This window comes from Pedococcus sp. P2_E4 (assembly GCF_056403935.1).
The window spans coordinates 1-18,599 of the sequence record NZ_JBFUEO010000018.1; the positions used below are offsets into that span (position 1 = coordinate 1).

The 18,599-nt window shown below is 67.1% G+C and carries 11 protein-coding genes; 8 read left to right on the forward strand and 3 right to left on the reverse strand.

Annotated elements, in window-relative coordinates; translation table 11 throughout:
- Positions 1 to 466 (forward strand): helix-turn-helix transcriptional regulator (locus AC1DV7_RS10295; RefSeq protein WP_477597026.1); only part of this gene is annotated, 466 nt, incomplete at its 5' end.
- 454 nt (positions 467 to 920) lie between these two features.
- Here the strand turns inward: AC1DV7_RS10295 and AC1DV7_RS10300 are convergent.
- The 3 genes from AC1DV7_RS10300 to AC1DV7_RS10310 form a co-directional block, all read right to left on the reverse strand.
- Positions 921 to 1,517 (reverse strand): GNAT family N-acetyltransferase, encoded by a 597-nt coding sequence (locus tag AC1DV7_RS10300; RefSeq protein WP_477597027.1) that lies wholly within the window; start codon positions 1,515 to 1,517, stop codon positions 921 to 923.
- Between the two features lie 10 nt (positions 1,518 to 1,527).
- A complete protein-coding gene (locus tag AC1DV7_RS10305; protein WP_477597028.1) occupies positions 1,528 to 3,570 on the reverse strand; it encodes a gluzincin family metallopeptidase in 2,043 nt (680 codons plus the stop codon).
- Positions 3,571 to 3,645: 75 nt separating this feature from the next.
- On the reverse strand, positions 3,646 to 4,407 hold the full coding sequence (locus AC1DV7_RS10310) for an SDR family NAD(P)-dependent oxidoreductase (protein ID WP_477597029.1): 762 nt from the start codon (positions 4,405 to 4,407) through the stop codon (positions 3,646 to 3,648).
- Between the two features lie 111 nt (positions 4,408 to 4,518).
- Between AC1DV7_RS10310 and AC1DV7_RS10315 the strand changes: the two genes are divergently transcribed.
- From AC1DV7_RS10315 to AC1DV7_RS10345, 7 genes are all read left to right on the forward strand, one after another.
- A complete protein-coding gene (locus AC1DV7_RS10315) occupies positions 4,519 to 5,244 on the forward strand; it encodes a ZIP family metal transporter (protein WP_477597030.1) in 726 nt (241 codons plus the stop codon).
- 601 nt (positions 5,245 to 5,845) lie between these two features.
- The gene (gene nrdR, locus AC1DV7_RS10320; RefSeq protein WP_477597031.1) at positions 5,846 to 6,358 is read left to right on the forward strand and encodes a transcriptional regulator NrdR; all 513 of its coding nucleotides are present in this window, start codon (positions 5,846 to 5,848) and stop codon (positions 6,356 to 6,358) included.
- A gap of 145 nt (positions 6,359 to 6,503) precedes the next feature.
- Positions 6,504 to 9,440 carry a vitamin B12-dependent ribonucleotide reductase gene (locus tag AC1DV7_RS10325; protein ID WP_477597032.1) on the forward strand — a complete coding sequence of 979 codons (2,937 nt, stop codon included), beginning with the start codon at positions 6,504 to 6,506 and terminating at the stop codon, positions 9,438 to 9,440.
- Between the two features lie 203 nt (positions 9,441 to 9,643).
- Positions 9,644 to 12,454: a hypothetical protein gene (locus AC1DV7_RS10330; protein WP_477597033.1), complete on the forward strand. Its 2,811-nt coding sequence runs from the start codon at positions 9,644 to 9,646 to the stop codon at positions 12,452 to 12,454.
- A gap of 3 nt (positions 12,455 to 12,457) precedes the next feature.
- On the forward strand, positions 12,458 to 13,963 hold the full coding sequence (locus AC1DV7_RS10335; protein ID WP_477597034.1) for a hypothetical protein: 1,506 nt from the start codon (positions 12,458 to 12,460) through the stop codon (positions 13,961 to 13,963).
- Positions 13,964 to 13,976: 13 nt separating this feature from the next.
- Positions 13,977 to 15,998, forward strand: coding sequence for a site-specific DNA-methyltransferase (locus AC1DV7_RS10340; RefSeq protein ID WP_477597035.1), 2,022 nt, complete (start codon positions 13,977 to 13,979; stop codon positions 15,996 to 15,998).
- Entirely contained in the window at positions 15,995 to 18,583 is a 2,589-nt protein-coding gene (locus tag AC1DV7_RS10345; RefSeq protein WP_477597036.1) for a DEAD/DEAH box helicase, read from the forward strand. Before AC1DV7_RS10340 ends, AC1DV7_RS10345 begins: the two co-directional genes overlap by 4 nt.
- Positions 18,584 to 18,599 lie beyond the last annotated feature (16 nt).

Genomic DNA, 18,599 nt, shown 5'->3' on the forward strand with positions numbered 1-18,599 from the left:
GGCGCACGACGCAGCCGGGGCGGTGCGGCTCGCGGCAGGCGACCCGGCCGGGGCGCTGTCGCACCTGCGTGAGGCCCGGCGCGCCTGGACCGTGCTGCGGTGCCCGTTCCGGGTGGCGCGCTCGCAGGGCCAGCTCGGTCGGTGCCTCGCCGGGCTCGGTGACGCCGAGTCGGCGAACCGCGAGCTGACGTCGGCGCTCGCGACCCTGACCGACCTGGGGGCGGCCGCCGACGCCGAGGCGGTGCGGCGGCTGCTCGGTCCCTCGCAGCTGCCCGGCGGCCTCACCGAGCGGGAGGCCCAGGTGCTGAGGCTGCTCGCGTCCGGACGCAGCAACGCCCAGATCGCCGCCGAGCTGGTCCTCAGCCACAAGACCGTGGCCAGGCACCTGAGCAACATCTACACCAAGCTCGCGGTCACGACCCGGACGGCTGCGACGGCCTACGCGTTCGAGCACGAGCTGGCCTGACGGCGGGACACCCACCGGCCCGTTCCTCGGTGGGTGGAACGACCCACGGCGTCGTCGAGACAGATGGGCCGCTGAGCCGATGAGGCCGCACGCCCCGCGCTCGTACCGTCGGACCCATGGACGCCACGGTGCCACTGCTCGCGGGGACGGTCTCGACGACCGTCTTCGCCGGGAGCGTGCTGCCGATGCTCGTCAAGGCGGTCCGAAGCCGGGACCTGTCGTCGTACAGCCTGGCCAACCTCGCGCTGGCGAACGTCGGCAACCTGGTGCACTCGGTCTACGTGTTCAGCCTGCCGCCCGGACCGATCTGGGTGCTGCACTCGTTCTACCTGCTCAGCACCGGCCTGATGCTGGCCTGGTACCTGCGCTGGGGTCGCGCGGGAGCCCTGGACGCGGACGCAGACGCAGACGTGGACGCGGACGGGGTCGCCGCGCCCGCGGCGGGCGCAGACGGTCAGGTCAGGGTGCGGCGCATGACCAGTCGTGGCAGCTTGCTGGCCACCGCGTCGGTCGTGCCGACCACCTCGAACCCGGCCTTCTCGAACATCGCCCGGGTCCCGACGAACGCCATCGTGAGGTCCATCCGTGTGTCGCCCGGGTCCACCGGGTGGGCCTCGACCGCGGGCGCGCCGTTCGCCGCGGCATACGCCACCGCACCCTCGATGAGCGCGTGGGTGACCCCGCGCCTGCGGTAGCCCGACCGGACCACGACGCACACGATGCTCCACACCGGCAGGTCGTCGACGGGGAGCATGAGGGTCGAGCGGGCCAGCCGGGTGATCTCAGCGCGAGGGCCGATGTTGCACCAGCCGACGGGCTCGCCGTCGAGGTAGGTCACGACGCCGGGCGGGTGGTCGCGCTCGCAGAGGGCACGCATCGCCGTCTCGCGCGCGGTGGGGCCGGTGCCGCCGAGATCCTCGACCTCCTTGAGCGTGAGGCGATGGGACAGGCACCAGCAGTGCGTCGGGCGCCGGTTCTTGTTGATGACGTCGGCGAAGTCCTCGAACCGGTCCGGCGTCACGGGATGGGTCTCCCACTGCTCCTGGGCCATGGTCCCCCACTCAACCACCGCCCGGTGTCACCGGCCCGGACTCGTTCGCGGACGACAGGTCGTGCGTGGGGACGGTGACGGCGAAGGCATCCCAGCCGGGCTGCGGCGGGACGGGGTCCGGACGTGGCGCCCGGCGACGCCAGACCACCACCGCGGTCAGCACCAGCAGGAGGAGGACGACCAGGGCGCCCCCGACGACGGCCAGGCCGACCATCCTTGCCCTGTCGAGGTTCTCGCGTGCCGTCGCCAGCGCCGTCTCCGCCTCGGTGAACTGCAGGTCCTCGATGGCGGCCTCGGCGTCGGCGACCGCCTGGTCGGGTGACGCGACCGTGGCGCCGAGCCGGGTCAGGAGCCCGGGCCGGCTCACCTCCGACCGCACGGTGTCGTAGGCCCGAGCCTGGCCGACGAAGGTCGCGAGCTGGGCGGCGACCTGCTGGTACTCGTACGGCTCGTTCGCGACCTGGTAGGCCGTGCGCAGCTCGGCGGTGCTCAGGTCGGCCTCGGCCGCGACCCGCTGTGCGCGCACCGCCGGAGCGGCGAGTTCGCGGACTTGCGTTATCGCGGCGGTGGCAGCCGGGAAGTCCCAGTCGGTCATGGGCGTGCGGACCCCGAGCGGCAGGGCCCAGTCGCCGTCGAGCCCGTCCGCCTCGGCGTATGCCGCGCGGGCGGCCGCGCGCGCAGGGATGGCCTTGGCATCCTTGGCGCCGATCACCCACGTGGTCATGACCGAGCGGGTCTGGGCGTTCTTGCCGACCACCTCGAACAGGTCGTACGCCTGGCGCCAGGTGGAGGGAGGCGCAGCGGTCGTGATGTCCCCGGGCGCGTCGTAGACGGTGGCCTTGGTGGTGAGGGCACGCACCAGCGCGGGGCGCGAGGAGGGCGTGCTGCCGTCCATGAGCGCGTGCATCGCCCGCCAGGCGGCGGGGTAGCCGTAGGCCTCGCTCCGGGTGGCGACGCCGAAGCTGCCGGGCCACTCGGCGAGCGGGAACGCGCCGGGCTGGCCCGGGCGCACGGTCGGGTGCGGGCGGTCCGTCACCGAGGTCGCCGCGCTGATCCGGGTCGCGAGCTCCTGGGCCAGGCCCTCGGTGAGCCAGCGTTCGGCGAGGTTGTCGTAGTTGGCAAAGGCGTGCGAGAGCTCGTGGGCGAGCAGGGCGGCGTCGAGGTCCTCGGACACCCGGATGTGGCCCCTGTCGTAGCTCCCGTCCCAGCCGTACACCTCGCCGCTCAGGTCCTCGGTGATGGTGGTCTGCTCGTTCGGCCACTGCTGCCCCGACACCTCCTCGAGCGCGCGGATCGTCGCCGGCAGCCGGTCCGCGATGTGCTCGGCCCAGGCCTTGTCACCGGGGAAGCCCACGACGTCGAACGAGTCGTCGCCCACCGTCACGGTGCTCGTCGCCGCCTGGGCCGGGTCGCGCAACGAGGCCCTGCTCCACAGCCCGAACGGCCCGCCGCCGACGGCCACCGTGGTGCGCAGGTCGCCCGTGGAGTCCTCGGAGTCCTCGGACGGCAGACCGAGGGCAGCCTCCATCGAGCTGGGGGCGACCAGCTCCACCCGCGCCATACCGGGGTCGCCGGGGGAGTAGACGTCGAAGGCCGCGTACCCCTTGCCGACGCGGGCCCGGGTCTTCGCGCGAGGCGGGCCGCCCTTGATCGTGTAGGTGACCCGAAGGTCCCTGCTGACCCCGTAGCGCAGGGGCTCGGGAAAGGTGATGCGGGCGAACTGCTCCCCGCCCACGCGGACCACGGACACCGCCAGGGACGCCCCGGCGGAGGTCGCCCGGAGCCCGCTGCCGCCGTCGGGCAACCAGAGGGAGTAGCCGGTCAGGACGGTGGAGCCCCGGGAGGTCGGCGGAGTCACGTTCGTCAGGGACAACCGCTGTTCGACCTCTATCGGCGCACCGACGGCCGACACGACGAACCGGGCCTGGCCCCTCTCCACCAGCCCTTCCGCCGCCTGGGCCGGTGTCCCGGCGACAACTGCCGAGCCGGTCACCATCAGCGCGGCGGTCCCGACCGCCAGAGCAGCGCGCCGAACTCTCGCCCCTGACCTCATGCGGGGAGTATCACCGGGGCTGCCGGGACCGCGCCCCGCTTTCCGGACGATCTTGGCCGGACGGCGGACCTCGGGTCAGCGGGCGAGGTACCCCCCGTCGATCGGGTAGTAGGTGCCCGTGGCGAAGGAGGCACCGTCGCTGGCCAGCCAGGCGACGAGCTCGGCGACCTCCTCCGACTCACCGAGGCGCTGCAGCGCGTGCTGCGACTCGAGGAACTGCAGGGCCTCGGGGGTCAGGCTCTTCTCGACGAGCGGGGTGCGGATGAAGCCGGGTCCGACCGCGTTGACCCGGATGCCGTCCACAGCGTGCTCCCACGCGGCGGCCTGCGTCATGCCGACCACCCCGTGCTTGGCCGCTGTGTACGCGCTGGAGTTTGCGAATCCCACCGCGCCGAGGATCGAGGCCATGTTGATCACCGACCCGCCGCGTCCACCGGCCTTCATGGCGCGGATCGCCGCACGCTGGGTGTAGAAGACGCCGTCGAGGTTGACGCCGATGACCTTGTGCCAGCCCTCGTCGGAGTACTCGCCGCTCGGGTTCTGCTCACCGCCGATCCCCGCGTTGCAGACGGCGATGCTGACGTGGCCCAGCTTGTCGACCACGTCGGCCATGGCTGCATCCACGGCACTGGAGCTGCTGACGTCGACGACGGCACTGTGGGTGCGGCACTCGAACGCCTCGAGCTCGCCCAGCACCACGTCGATGGCGCCCTGGTCGAGGTCCCAGATGGAGATGTCCGCTCCTGAGCGCGCGAGCACGTGGGCGCAGGCCCGGCCGATGCCCGACGCTCCGCCGGTGATGACGGCAACCTTGCCGCCCAGTCCGTAGGTGTTCATGGGAGTCCTCTCGATGGGGTGCCTCCAGCGTCATGGCCGGTGGGGGTCGCGAGTAGGGTCCAAAGGCCCGGGGTGCCCAGGGCGTCGAGGTGGTCGAGTTCGGAGGCGTGGATGCTCGAGGCAGGGTTCTGGGGGTTCGTCGGCGGCGCGGCGCTGCTCATCGGCGCGGCGGCCGGCATCTGGCTGCCGACGTCGAAGCGCGTCATCGGCTGGGTCATGGCGGTCGGGTCCGGGGTGCTGGTCAGTGCGCTGACCTTCGAGCTGGCCGGCGAGGCCTATGACAAGGCCGGGGGAGTGTCGACCGTCGTCGGGCTGCTCGCCGGGTCGGTCGTGTTCTTCCTGGGCGACTGGTGGATCGACACCCGCGGCGGGCACCGGCGCAAGAGCCCGTCCGGGCCGCAGGCCGGCGCGGCCGGGACCGCGCTCGCGCTCGGGGCCCTGCTCGACGGCATACCGGAGTCGGCGGCGATCGGCGTGAGCACGATCGGCGGTGGAGGTGTGGGCGTCGCGGTCGTGGCCGCGGTCTTCCTGTCGAACATCCCCGAGGGGCTCTCGTCGTCGGCCGGCATGAGGTCGGCCGGACACAGCGCCCGGTTCATCATGGGGATGTGGCTGGCGGTGGCCGCGGCGTCGACGGTGGCAGCCGCGCTCGGCCGGGTGCTGCTCGACGGGTCGGACCCGGCGGTCGTCGCGACCATCCAGGCGTTCGCAGCGGGAGCGATCCTCACGATGCTCGCCGACACGATGGTCCCCGAGGCGGTCGAGCACGCCGGCCGGCTCGTTGGGTTGCTCACCGTCGTGGGGTTCAGCGCGGCGTTCCTGCTGTCGATGGCCTGAGCGGCGGGTCCCGCCGCAGGGAACGCCCTGTCCGCGCCCCTTCGCGGACAGAACGCCCTGCGGCGGCAGTCCTGCTACAACCCCTGAAGCAGGACTGCCGCGCCGTCCGGCGAAAGGCTCGAGGCCTTGGCCGGTCCCCGCGAACGGTGCCCTGCAACCCCTCGATGGTCGCGCCGCGGGAGCCGGAGCGGTTCCACCAAGTGGCGTAGAGAGCGGCTTGGGGGTGGGAATCGGGGGACCCACCACATGTGGGGACGGGCCATCGCTCCAGACACCAGATCTGGGTGCCTCTGACGTCCCACCAGTCACACCAGCACCAGTTTCGGCGTGTCGCGCCGAGCCGCCACAGGCGCCTGACCTGCGGCGTTGCACACTGCACCATCAGTTTGGGCGATCCGCTTGCGTCGCAGGTCACATAGAGGCAGACTATCCCTACATCTAGTGGTTACACGGCTGTAGTTCGTCCACATGTAGTGCACAGGGCGAGGCCAGTTCTCCACAGCTTGTCCCCAAGAGGTCCACATCCTCGTCCCCAGAGCGGGCCCCGCGCACACCACGCGGGCCGCGCCGAGGGGCCGTCCAACCAGGGAGGAGAGCCCGCATGCACTGCCCGTTCTGCCGGCACACCGACTCCCGAGTCATGGACAGCCGCACGACCGACGACGGCAGCTCGATCCGCCGGCGTCGCCAGTGCCCCGAGTGTGGGCGTCGCTTCACCACGATCGAGACCGCGAGCCTCACGGTGACCAAGCGCTCCGGCGCGAGCGAGCCGTTCAGCCGTGGCAAGGTCCTCGCCGGTGTCCGCAAGGCCTGTCAGGGCCGCCCGGTCACCGAGGACGACCTGGCAATCCTCGCCCAGCGGGTCGAGGAGTGCATCCGCCAGCAGGGGCAGGCCGAGGTCGAGGCCCACGAGGTGGGCCTGGCGATCCTCGGACCGCTGCGCGAGCTCGACGAGGTCGCCTACCTGCGGTTCGCCAGCGTCTACCAGGCGTTCGAGAGCCTCGAGGACTTCGAGGGCGCCATCACCTTGCTTCGCGCCGAGCGCGACGCCACCGGCACCGAGCCAGAGCCTCGGTCCCGACCACAGACCCAGGCCGGTATGCCGCCCGGCTGAGACCGCGGCATACCGGCCTTCCCGCAGGGGACCTTCCCGCAGGGGACCAGGGCACAGAAGCACCACCGGGCACTGTCAGTGCCCCGCAGGACAATGGAAACAACCTCAAATCACGCATCACCAGGGGCTAGGGAGGCCACCAGAAATGACTGAGACCGCAGGTGCACGTGCAGGTGCACGAAAGAACGCCGGCAAGGGCGGCGTCAAGGTTGAGCGGATCTACACCACCCCTGGTGTGCACCCGTACGACGAGGTGACCTGGGAGAAGCGCGACGTCGTCCAGCAGAACTGGAAGACGGGCGTCACGATCTTCGAGCAGCGCGGGGTCGAGTACCCCGACTTCTGGTCGGTCAACGCCTCCACGATCGTCACCACCAAGTACTTCCGCGGCGCCCTCGGGTCGCCCGCGCGTGAGCAGTCCCTGCGCCAGCTGATCGACCGGGTCGTCCTGACCTACGTCAAGGCGGGCAAGGACCATGGCTACTTCTCCAGCGCCGAGGACGCCGAGATCTTCGAGCACGAGCTGACCTACGCCCTGCTGCACCAGGTGTTCAGCTTCAACTCGCCGGTCTGGTTCAACGTCGGCACCAAGAGCCCCCAGCAGGTCAGCGCCTGCTTCATCCTCGCCGTTGACGACTCGATGGACTCGATCCTCAACTGGTACAAGGAGGAGGGCAAGATCTTCCAGGGCGGCTCGGGCGCGGGTCTCAACCTGTCGCGCATCCGTTCCTCCAAGGAGCTGCTGTCCTCCGGTGGCACCGCGTCCGGCCCGGTCTCGTTCATGCGTGGCGCCGACGCGTCCGCGGGGACGATCAAGTCCGGTGGCGCGACCCGTCGTGCGGCCAAGATGGTCGTCCTCGACGTCGACCACCCCGACATCATGGAGTTCGTCGAGACCAAGGCGCGCGAGGAGGACAAGATCCGCGCGCTGCGTGACGCCGGATTCGACATGGACCTCGGCGGCAAGGACATCACCTCCGTCCAGTACCAGAACGCCAACAACTCGGTCCGCGTCAGCGACGAGTTCATGCGCGCCGTCGAGGAGGGCAAGCCGTTCGGGCTGCGCGCCCGCCAGACCGGTGAGGTCATCGAGGAGGTCGACGCCCGCGAGCTGTTCCGCAAGCTGGCCGAGGCCGCGTGGGAGTGCGCCGACCCGGGTCTGCAGTACGACGACGTCATCAACGACTGGCACACCAACCCCGAGACCGGCCGCATCACCGCGTCCAACCCCTGCTCCGAGTACATGTCGCTCGACAACTCCTCGTGCAACCTGGCCTCGCTCAACCTGCTGAAGTTCCTCAAGGACGACGACACGTTCGACGCCAAGACCTTCCAGAAGGTGGCGGAGCTGGTCATCACGGCGATGGACATCTCGATCTGCTTCGCCGACTTCCCGACCGAGGCGATCGGCGACACCACCCGCGACTACCGCCAGCTGGGCATCGGCTACGCCAACCTCGGCGCGCTGCTCATGGCGACCGGTCACGGCTACGACTCCGACGGTGGCCGTTCGCTCGCCGCGACGATCACCTCGCTGCTCACCGGTGCTGCCTACAAGCGTTCCGCCGAGATCGCGGCCGTGGTCGGCCCGTATGCCGGGTACGCCCGCAACGCGGACGCCCACAAGCGGGTCATGCGCAAGCACCAGGCTGCCAACGACCAGATCCGCACGCTCGACACGATGGACAAGTCGATCCACCAGGTCGCCACCAAGGCGTGGGACGACGTGGTCAAGCTCGGTGAGAAGAACGGCTACCGCAACGCGCAGGCCTCGGTGCTCGCGCCGACCGGCACCATCGGCTTCATGATGGACTGCGACACCACCGGCATCGAGCCCGACTTCTCGCTGGTGAAGTTCAAGAAGCTCGTCGGTGGCGGGTCGATGCAGATCGTCAACCTCACCATCCCGCGTGCTCTGAAGAAGCTGGGCTACACGGGCGAGACCATCGAGGCGATCGTCGAGTACATCGCCGACAAGGGTCACGTCATCGACGCTCCCGGCCTCAAGACCGAGCACTACGAGATCTTCGACACCGCGATGGGTGCGCGCTCGATCAGCCCGATGGGCCACGTGCGCATGATGGCTGCGGTGCAGCCGTTCCTGTCCGGTGCGATCTCCAAGACGGTCAACCTGCCTGAGGACGCCACGGTCGAGGAGATCGAGGACGTCCACATGCAGGGCTGGAAGATGGGCCTCAAGGCGATCGCGGTCTACCGCGACAACTGCAAGGTCGGCCAGCCGCTGTCCGATGGTGGTTCGACCGCCAAGGACGCTGCGGCGGACAAGGTCACGGCTGCTGCCGAGGCCAAGGTCGAGAAGGTCATCGAGTACCGCCCGGTGCGCAAGCGCCTGCCGAAGCGTCGTACCTCGCAGACCACCTCGTTCGCGGTCGGTGGCGCCGAGGGTTACCTCACCGCCGGCACGTACGAGAACGGCGAGCTGGGCGAGATCTTCCTCAAGTTCGGCAAGCAGGGCTCGACCCTGGCCGGTGTGATGGACGCCTTCTCGATCGCGACCTCGGTGGGCCTGCAGTACGGCGTGCCGCTGGAGACCTTCGTCGAGAAGTTCACCAACCTGCGCTTCGAGCCGGCCGGTATGACGGACGACCCGGACGTGCGGATGGCGCAGTCGATCATGGACTACGTGTTCCGTCGCCTGGCGCTGGACCACATGGACTTCGAGACCCGGTCGTTCATGGGCATCCACACGGCCGAGGAGCGGGCGCGTCAGCTCGAGACCGGTTCGTACGAGCTGCCGTCCGTGGACAACGAGTCCGACGAGGAGCTCGAGGACGAGCTCGAGGGCTTCAGCCAGTCGGCTCCGGTCTCCAAGCCGGCCGCCGCTCCCGCCGCTCCCGCGGTCGAGGGCAAGGCGCTCGACGCCGAGGCCGTGAAGTCCGGTGCTGGTGCGGCTTCCGCTCGCGAGGTGTCGGTCGAGGTGCACTCGTCCGCCGAGCTCCTGGAGAAGTTCCAGGGCATCTCCGCCGACGCCCCGATGTGCATGACCTGCGGCACGAAGATGCGTCCCGCTGGCTCCTGCTACGTCTGCGAGGGCTGCGGCAGCACCAGCGGCTGCAGCTAGTGTGGTCGGTCAGGCAATGACTCGCTAAGGCGGTCATCGCTTGAACCCGAACGGTCAGCAATGTCCTGACTTCGGTCACGGCGACATATCGAACGCTAGTGCGGGGCCTTGGACTATTCGTCCAGGGCCCCGCACTTTGTCTGTACGGACCACTTCCGCAGCGACGGCCGGTGGTGCGATAACCACCGACGTGCCCCGAATAGTTGGTATTCATCCTCATTCGCCTGCGGGAGAACTGTCAGTCGGCTAGGTTCAATGGGACGGTTTTCGAAGGGATTGGTGTGGGGAGCAAGTCGCTCGGTGGTGGTTCGAGTGCTGTGGCGGCGTCCTCACACGCAGCCTGCGCACGGTTCCGCGGGACCGACCCGTTGATCACCGGAATGAGTCGCCGCGGTCTTGCCAAGGCCGTGGGCTTTCACGACGAATACGGCGGGATACCCGACGCGCGCTGGATGAGGGCGATGACGTTCGAGCGACTTGTTCGCGACGAACGGTTCGCCAGCGAGGTAGCGACCACCGCTGTCGGTCGACTCGAGCTGGCCCGGCCGGCCTCAGTCGTCATCGCCAACGCGAGGGTGAATGTCGATCGAACGGCACAGCTTCTCGCGGCCGCACATCGGAGAGCAGTAGACGACAGTGCCGCAACAATGCTGCACGGTTTGGCCGTACCCTTTGTCGGCTTCGAGAACGAGCGCGCAACCGACGTGAAGCCCGACTTTGCCGTCGTCGCTCCCCAAACGGGCAACGCGGACGAGAGGCCAACGAGAAGTTGGCTCATCATGGGTGACGCCAAGGACTATGAACGGGTTCGGTCCCGGATTGACGACGCACGCCTGCTGAAGGGATTCCTCCAGGTCGCGCTGGGAGCTGAGTCGGCGCGGAGCTGGTCACAGCTGCCGGTCGACATGGACGTCCACGACTTCGGCGCCCTCGCCGTTCCGCGTAACGCCTTCCTTCAGCCTGAGGCCCTTGTCGAAGACCTCTCGGACCATCGGGAGGAGGTGCGCATGCGGGTCGCCGAGCGACGACGTGAGGCGTCGTCAGTCGTGTACGACGAAGACCACACACCCCTCGTCGAGCATGTCCGCCACCTCCGGGCCACGTTCGACCCTGCGACCTGCGCTTCGTGCACCCTGTTCTCCTTCTGTCGCAATGAACTGCGCAGGTCGAAGGAGCCGACGGACCTGCTCATCGAGATCGGTGTTCCCGTCCACGAACGCATCCTGGTGGCAGGGCTTGTTGACGGTGGCGACGACACTGGCCACGGGTCTCCCTCAACCCGAGCTCGCGTCCTGGCCACCGTCCGTGGCATCCCAGGGTCGACGGGACAGGCACGAATCGACCAAGCGGGCGCCGCCGGCACAGTGAACGTCGTCATAGCTAAGTCCGATAGCGCCGCGCTTGGTGTGTACGGAATCGCGACCCAGCGCGTATCCCTCAACGGTGCCGCCGACTGGCAAACCACGGTCTTCGATGATCCCCAGAGCTCGGCTACGCGCCGGTCCATCATGCGAATCCTGGGCAAGGACCTGACCGCAGTGATGAAGGACCGCAGGCAGGCGAATCCCGCTGAGCCGGAGCCGGTGCACCTGGTCGTTCCGGACAAGGCCACAGCCGACGTTCTCGCCTCGATCGCGGACAACCTCGCAGGCATAGAACTGAGTCGACTCCGGTGGACGTGGGACAAGCACCAGGGGCGCACGCCGCTCACCTTCGACGGAGCCGAGGCGCAGATTCCAGTGGCCCTGACGGAGGGAGAGCGAACAGCGGTCTCATTCCTGCTCGAGGAGGACCGCGCCCGGTCCCTGTCTCTGCGATCACCCGTCGTCGATCTGCGGGCGGCACTCGCCCGACATGTGGTCGCGGGTGGGCCCGAAGCGAGTTCGCTGCGTCTGGACTACCTGGTCCCATGGGGCTCGGTTACTCCCGGCACGCCGATCGACCACCGGTCGCTCAGCGACTCGATCGAGGGCGAGGACCACACCCCGGGCGCACGGCTGACCAACAGAAGATCCAATGCCATTCATCTCGCGTTCGTTGGTGCGAGAGGCGCCGAGGCGAGGCCAGCCAGCCCCGCCGAGTACGACTCATTCGTGCGCGACGAACTCCACTACAAGACCGAGTGCTTCGACACAGCGCTGGCGGCACTGGCGCGGTTCACCGACTCCCGGCTTCGCTCCGTCTACCGCGCGATCGAGGGCGACGCACAGGCAGTGTGGCGACGGCGTCTGACCCTGCACGCGTCGGACCTCGTTCGCTTCGGCCGAACCTACAGGCACTGGCGTAACTCCCTCGTGCCCACCATCGAGGCCGACTCGCGGTGCGCCAAACAGCTGCTCGCTCTGGCCAACCCGCAGGCCGCCCTTGAGTCCGCCAGGGACGCCGGCACGCGCGACCTCGCCGCTGCGAGGGTGAAATCCGTGTCGCCACTCGTGGTCGAAATCGACTCCCGTCGAATCGGGGACGGCGATCGGATCGTCCTGCTCCACGTCAACGAACGGAGTTGCGTCGAGGAGGGTGCAGTCGATGTGAAGTTCCAGAAGGGCAGTTTCAAGCTCGCCGGGCTCTCACTCGGCCCTCTATCAGCCATCGACTCGGAACCTCGGCTCTTCCACTGGAAGCCAGGGCTGGAGCCGAACCTGAGCGTGGGGGACGAACTAGTCGTCGCCAACGTCGCCTGGTTTTCCAGTTTGCAGAGCAACACTCAGCTCAACGTCGAGCGACCCAAACCGGATGAGGTATCGGCGCCAAAAGCCGACTGTACCGACGCCGCCTACGCCGACGATCCGGCTGGCCACCAGTACTGCTGTCGCCCCCATGAAATCGCCGAAGCAGAGTGGGCCGACACCCTCGCCGGGCGGCGCGCCCGCGGGGAGTTGAACCCCCAGGTTTGGCCCCCAGTCGTCGACTCGGATGCCTTCGAGGTCAGCGCGACGGGTGCTTCGATCGGTGTCAGTACAGCGGGCGACAACGTGCCGGCACCCGAAGACGTGACCTTGGACGATCTGGAGTAGTCGATGGACGTTCACCTCACTCCGCCTGCGCAGCCAGCCCCCGATGCCATCCACCATGCCCGTGCCGCCGCCCTGAACGGCGCAGTAGCCGAGGAGGCGATGGGACAGCTTCGCGACGCGTTGTCAGGATCGGCGGACCTCGAGCGCATCCTGCTCAAGGCGGCTGCCGGGGCGGGCAAGTCGTATGTCCTCAAACGCCTTGTCGCCGACGCAATCGACCACCCACGCTGTCTGCGTGTGGGCGTTATCGCCTTCCAGAACCGACAACTCTGGCCGATCGCTGCCTCCCTCGGGCGCGAGCTGCGCAAGGACCGCGTGTGTCTGTTCTCCAGCCACAGTGCGTACGACAAGATCCCGGACGACGTGCACGAGGCCACCACCGTCGCGACGACCTCGTCACACATCCCGGATGACTGCGTTGTCGTGCTCGCAACTGCTCACAGGCTCGGCGCCATGGGGGAGAGGAGGCGTCTCGTCGACCACCTCGGCACCGGGTCCAACGGCACCGAGCCATTCGACGTCTTGCTCGTCGACGAGGCGTGGCAACTGCCGCACCACCTGTTCGACAAGGTCGCGACTCTCGCGCCCATCGTCGTCGGAGTTGGTGACGTGGGACAGCTTCCACCGATCGAGATCGGCACCAACCCGTGGCGCGGAGACCCGGGCTACAACCCCTACCGTGCGTGGCCAACCGACTTCGACAACGACGAGCACACCTGGTCCACCGAGCTGCCCGCAGTGTGGCGTCCCACCGCCGAGCAACTCCCCCTCTGGAGGGCCTTCTACCCCGAGTGGGGCGAGCTCAACTGCGTAGCCGCACCGGGCGATCGAGTGGTTCACGTGGACGGATTGAGTGGAGCCGCCAGCACGATCTGGGCTCAGGTAGCTTCTGGTGTGCCGCTCATGCTCGAGGTGGACGGACTCCCAGAACCTGAGGCGCCGGATGTTGACCTCCCCCTCATGGGCTTCGTCGAAGACCTACTGGACGACCTGTTCGATCGGGGCTTTGAGCTGACGCAGGCGATCTACGACGACGCTGGCTCCCCGACCGGTGAGGTAAGAAGGGCGACGCCGGGTGACGATGCTGGCGACCCGCTGGTGGCCATCCTCGCAACGCGCAATCAAGCGGTGGAGGATGCCACTGACGCGGTCGAGAGGATCAGGAAGAAGCACGGCCTGACCGAGAAGGACATCCTCGCGTCGACCGTTGACTCATGGCAGGGGCAGACCAACGGCATCACGGTGGCGCTTCACCCCCTCACCGGCGCCTCCCAACTCGACGAGTTCAACTCCGCGTTTGGCCGGCTCGCGGTTACCTGTACCCGTGCGACCCATGGTCTGTTGGTCGTCTCGCGGCCGGGACTCGACCAGCTACTCAGCGAGGCCCCTGTAAGGCCCGGTACGCCGTTCGGAGAGCCCGGTAACCGCCAGCTTCCCCGGCAGACACACCAGCGCATCCTCGCCGCATTCACTCGCGGGACCGTTACCGTCTCTCAAGCACCGAACTGAAGGAGAAGCCACCTTGTCACGGCTCAACGATCTGCTGCGCCAGGTCGGACTCAACAACGAAGCACTTGCAGCCGACCTTCAGCGCGAGGTGGCCGCTCTTGCCGATCGACGTTCCTTCGGCCTGAACTTCGAACGGCACGTACCGGAGGCGGTTGAACTTCCCGGTCGTCCCATTCGGCGGGGTGACAAGGTCCGCTGTCTCCCTGAGCGCGGTCAGCAGCCAACAATGGAAAACGAAAAGCTCTACCGCGTCACGAACATCTACACCGAGGACGGCGAGCGGTGGAGCAACATCGTCGCTCTGGACGACCCCGAAGACGAGTGGTCGGTGCTGGTGGGTGAACTGGTCGTCGTGGCCGAGTTCCGTGACCCGATCTACCCCGGGCTTATCTCCACGGGAAAGGTCGAGCAAGGTGGCGACAAGCCGTTTCACACCGTCATCAACGCCGAGAACTACCACGCGCTACAGGCCCTTCTGTTCACGCATCGGGGCAAGGTCGACTGCATCTACATCGACCCGCCTTACAACACGGGCAACGAGGGTTGGATCTACAACGATAAGTATGTCGCTGACGACGACCACTACAAGCACAGTAAATGGCTAGCCTTCTTGGAACGGCGCCTGGAGCTTGCCAAGGAGCTCCTGAAGCCGACTGGGGTGATCGTCGTGGCGATTGGCGACGAGGAACATCATCGTCTTCGGCTTCTCATGGATCAAATATTCGACGAGCAGAACTTCATTTCGGACGTCGTTTGGCAGGGGGGGAGAAAGAATGACTCCCGCTACGTTTCGAACGGTGCTGACTACATGCTCATCTACGCTCGCGATGAATCAGCGCTTCAAGCCGCTGGGGTTCGCTGGCGCGAACAGAAGCCGGGCTTGGAGCTAATGCTCGCGGCCGGTGAGAGGGCATGGGCGGAGGCAGCGGGTGACCCGACGCTAGCGACGCAACTATTCCGCAAGGAAATCCGCGCCTTCAAGAATAGCGTCGAGCCAGCGGTCTTTAGGTACGACCAGATTGATGACGCTGGGCGCATATTCCAGGCTGACAATCTGGGCAGCCCTACTCCTCGGCCAAACCTCCGGTACGAGGTGCTTCATCCGGTAACGCGTACGCCAGTCAAGATGCCACCCAATGGCTGGCGGTACGACGAAGCTGTCATGGCGCGGCTCATCGCCCGAGACGGGGTTGTCTTCGGACCAGACCACGCGACCACCCCCCGGATGAAGAGCTTCTTGTCGAATCAGGAAACGCGGGTGGCTTCCTCGAGTTTCGAACTGTCGCGGATGCCAGGCTCGAAATACCTCGAGCGCGTTCTTGGGGATCGCCGTTTCCCGAATCCGAAAGACCATAGCGTCCTTATGCGTTGGTTGCGGATGATCGTTCCCCAGGATGGGATTGTTCTTGACTTCTTCGGCGGTTCAGGATCTACAGCAGAAGCCGTCATGCGTCTCAATGAAGAGGACAGTGGAACGCGCTGTGCCATCCTGGTCACCAATAACGAGATTGCGGCTGGGGACTTTCGCAAACTACGCCAGTCTGGTCTTAGGCCGAGGGATGCAGGCTGGGAAGCATTCGGTGTCCACGAATATGTGACTAGACCCCGACTAAGCACAATCGCTACCGGAGTTCGTACAGATGGAACGACTTTCTCAGACGGGCTTAGCCAGAACCTCGAGTTCTTCACGCTGACCTACGAGGCGCCACTGCGCGTCGCAAGCCACCGGGATTTCGAGCGCATCGCTCCGCTGCTGTGGATGCGCGCGGGGTCTCGAGGGCGGCGCATCGATGACGTGACACAGGGGTGGGACGTCGCGGAGGCTTACGGGGTACTGGCTGACCTCGATCAGGTCGATGTCTTCGTGAAGTCGGTCATGGAGCAAGACCGGCTGGATCTGGCCTTCATCGTCACGGATGAGGATCGCCTCTTTGCGTCGGTGGTGCGCGAACTCCCCGACCATGTGGAACCGGTCCGGTTGTACGAGGCATATTTGCGAAACTTCGAGATCGAGTCCGGGCGGGGTGCGCGATGAAGTTCACGCTGCACGGCTACCAAGCGAATGCGGTAGATCAGGTGCTTCGCCGCCTCGATCAGGCGAAGACGATCGACGATCGGGACGGTCAGCCCACCTCGTTCTCCCTTACGGCGACGACGGGCGCGGGTAAGACAGTCATGGCTGCGGCCGTGATCGAGGCGCTCTTCTACGGGAACGAGACCCTTGATTTCGACCCAGACCCGGGCGCCGTGGTTATCTGGTTCTCGGATGACCCGAACCTCAACGATCAGTCGCGTGGGCGGTTGATGGAGGCGTCGGACAAGTTGCGCTTCACAGATCTCGTGACAGTTGCGCCTCCGTTCGCACGGCCGAAACTCGAGGCCGGGAAGGTGTACTTCCTCAACACCCAGCGTTTGGGAAAGAACTCCCTGCTCACCCGTGGCCACGACGAGGACCCCGAAGCTGAGTCCCTCCCCGGGATGGCTGCTCAACCTGACCTTCAAGGGTGGACGATCTGGGAGACGATTGCCAACACGATTAACGACGACGAGCTGACCGTCTACCTGGTCCTCGATGAGGCACACCGCGGCTTCAACCGGACCACTGCGGCTTCGGAAAAGCCGACGATCGTCCGCAAGCTCATCAGTGGGCACGCCGGTTACCCACCGGTTCCGATCGTGTGGGGAATCTCGGCGACAATCGAACGGTTCCAAGACGCGATGGCGGCCGCCGACGCCGATCGAACTCGTCGCGCGCTGGATTCGGTGATCGTGGATGGATTCGCGGTCCAGGAGTCGGGCCTCGTCAAGGACAACATCGTTCTCGACATCCCGGCCGAGGCCGGTGACTTCGACACGGTCTTGGTCAAGCGCGCCGCTCGCAAGCTCCGTGAGTCCACCGAGCGCTGGGAGACCTACGCCAAGTCACAGAACGCCGCTGATGTGGTGCGTCCGCTGCTGGTCTTGCAAGCGCCGAACACTCCGGATCCGGACCAGATCGGGCGTGCGCTGGACGCGGTCTTCGAGGAGTTTCAGGAGCTGAGCGGTAATGCGGTGCGTCATGTGTTGGGCGACCACTCGACCCAGACGTTCGGCGGGTGGGAGGTCGACTGGATCGAGCCGCAACGCGTTCAGGACGAGCACCGGGTGCGTGTCTTGGTCGCCAAGGACGCGATCTCGACCGGGTGGGACTGTCCACGCGCCGAGGTGCTGGTGTCGTTCAGGCCGGCCAGGGACCACACGCACATCACCCAGCTGCTCGGGCGCATGGTCCGCAACCCACTCGCCCGCCGCATCCCGGGGGACGACAAGCTCAACTCGGTCGACTGCATCCTGCCCTTCTTCGACCGAACGACCGCTGGCAACGTCGTCCGGTTCCTAACGGGTCAGATCGAGCAGGTCGATCGCCCAACCCGAAGGGCGATCATCGAGGAGTGCCTGCTGGTGCCGAATACGGCGCTCGGGCAAGGCGTGTGGGCCTGCTGGGATGCACTCCCCACGATGACGCTCCCGCAGCGTGGTGCGTCGCCGGTCAAGCGCCTGACGTCCCTGGGACTAGCCCTGTCCAGCGACGGGCTTCGCGCCGGCGCTCTCGAGGACGTCAGGACGGAGATGCACAGCATCCTGGATGACGAGAGGAACCAGCGCGGACATCAGGTGAAGAAGGCTGCCAACGAGGTTTGGGCGGTGCGGGGACAGTCCATCGCGGGCCGCGCCGGGCAGGCTTACCTGACGTACGAGGAGTTCGAAGAACGCGCCGACGACCGCGCGATCCAGGTCGCATTCGCGGACGCAAAGAAGGCGTTCGGCGGCGACATCGCGCAGTCCTACGTCAACCATCTGGCTGACGTGAACGACGACGACGATGGGGATCTGCGCGACGCGTTCGTCCTGACGTCCGCTCTGGCCACCGTTCCCGCCGTGCGGGAGCGGGTCGACCGGGAGGCGGACGATCTTGCAACGCGGTGGTTCCGGGAGTACGACGCCAAGATCGCGGGTCTGAACGACGACCGTCAGCAGGAGTACGAGGTGATTCGCGCTCTGGCCACGGAGCCTCAGCTCGGTGAGCTCAAGCGCCCGCGCACAAGGGTCGAGGACTACATCGAGGTCGTTGAAGGCGAGCAGCTGGTCAAGGCGCCCCTCGTGGCCCGGCACCTGATGGCTGACGATGACGGGCAGTTCCCGTTGGGCTCGCTGAACAAGTGGGAGCGCGAGCTGGTCCGCAAGGAGCTGTCGCGGAAAAACTCGGTCGGCTGGTACCGCAACCCGCCGCGGCAGGCGGTGGACTCTCTCGGGGTTACCTACCGGGACGAGGTGGGCAACTGGCGCTCGATGCACCCGGACTTCGTGTTCTTCAACGAGGTCGACGGTGCGGTGAAGGCGTCGATCGTGGACCCGCACGGGCATCATCTCGAGGACTCGATGGTGAAGCTGCAGGGCTTGGCGAAGTTCGCGGCGGAGTTCGGAGACGGGTTCGACAGAATCCACGCGGTGACCAAGGTGGGGCTGTCGTGGCGGATCCTCGACCTCAAAATCGGGTTGGTTCGCGAGGCGATTCTCGGCGGCCGGAAGTCTCCGTTGGAGATGTACGAGTCCGACGTGGCCATCGAGTACGACCTCTGACACCCGGGCTACTGCG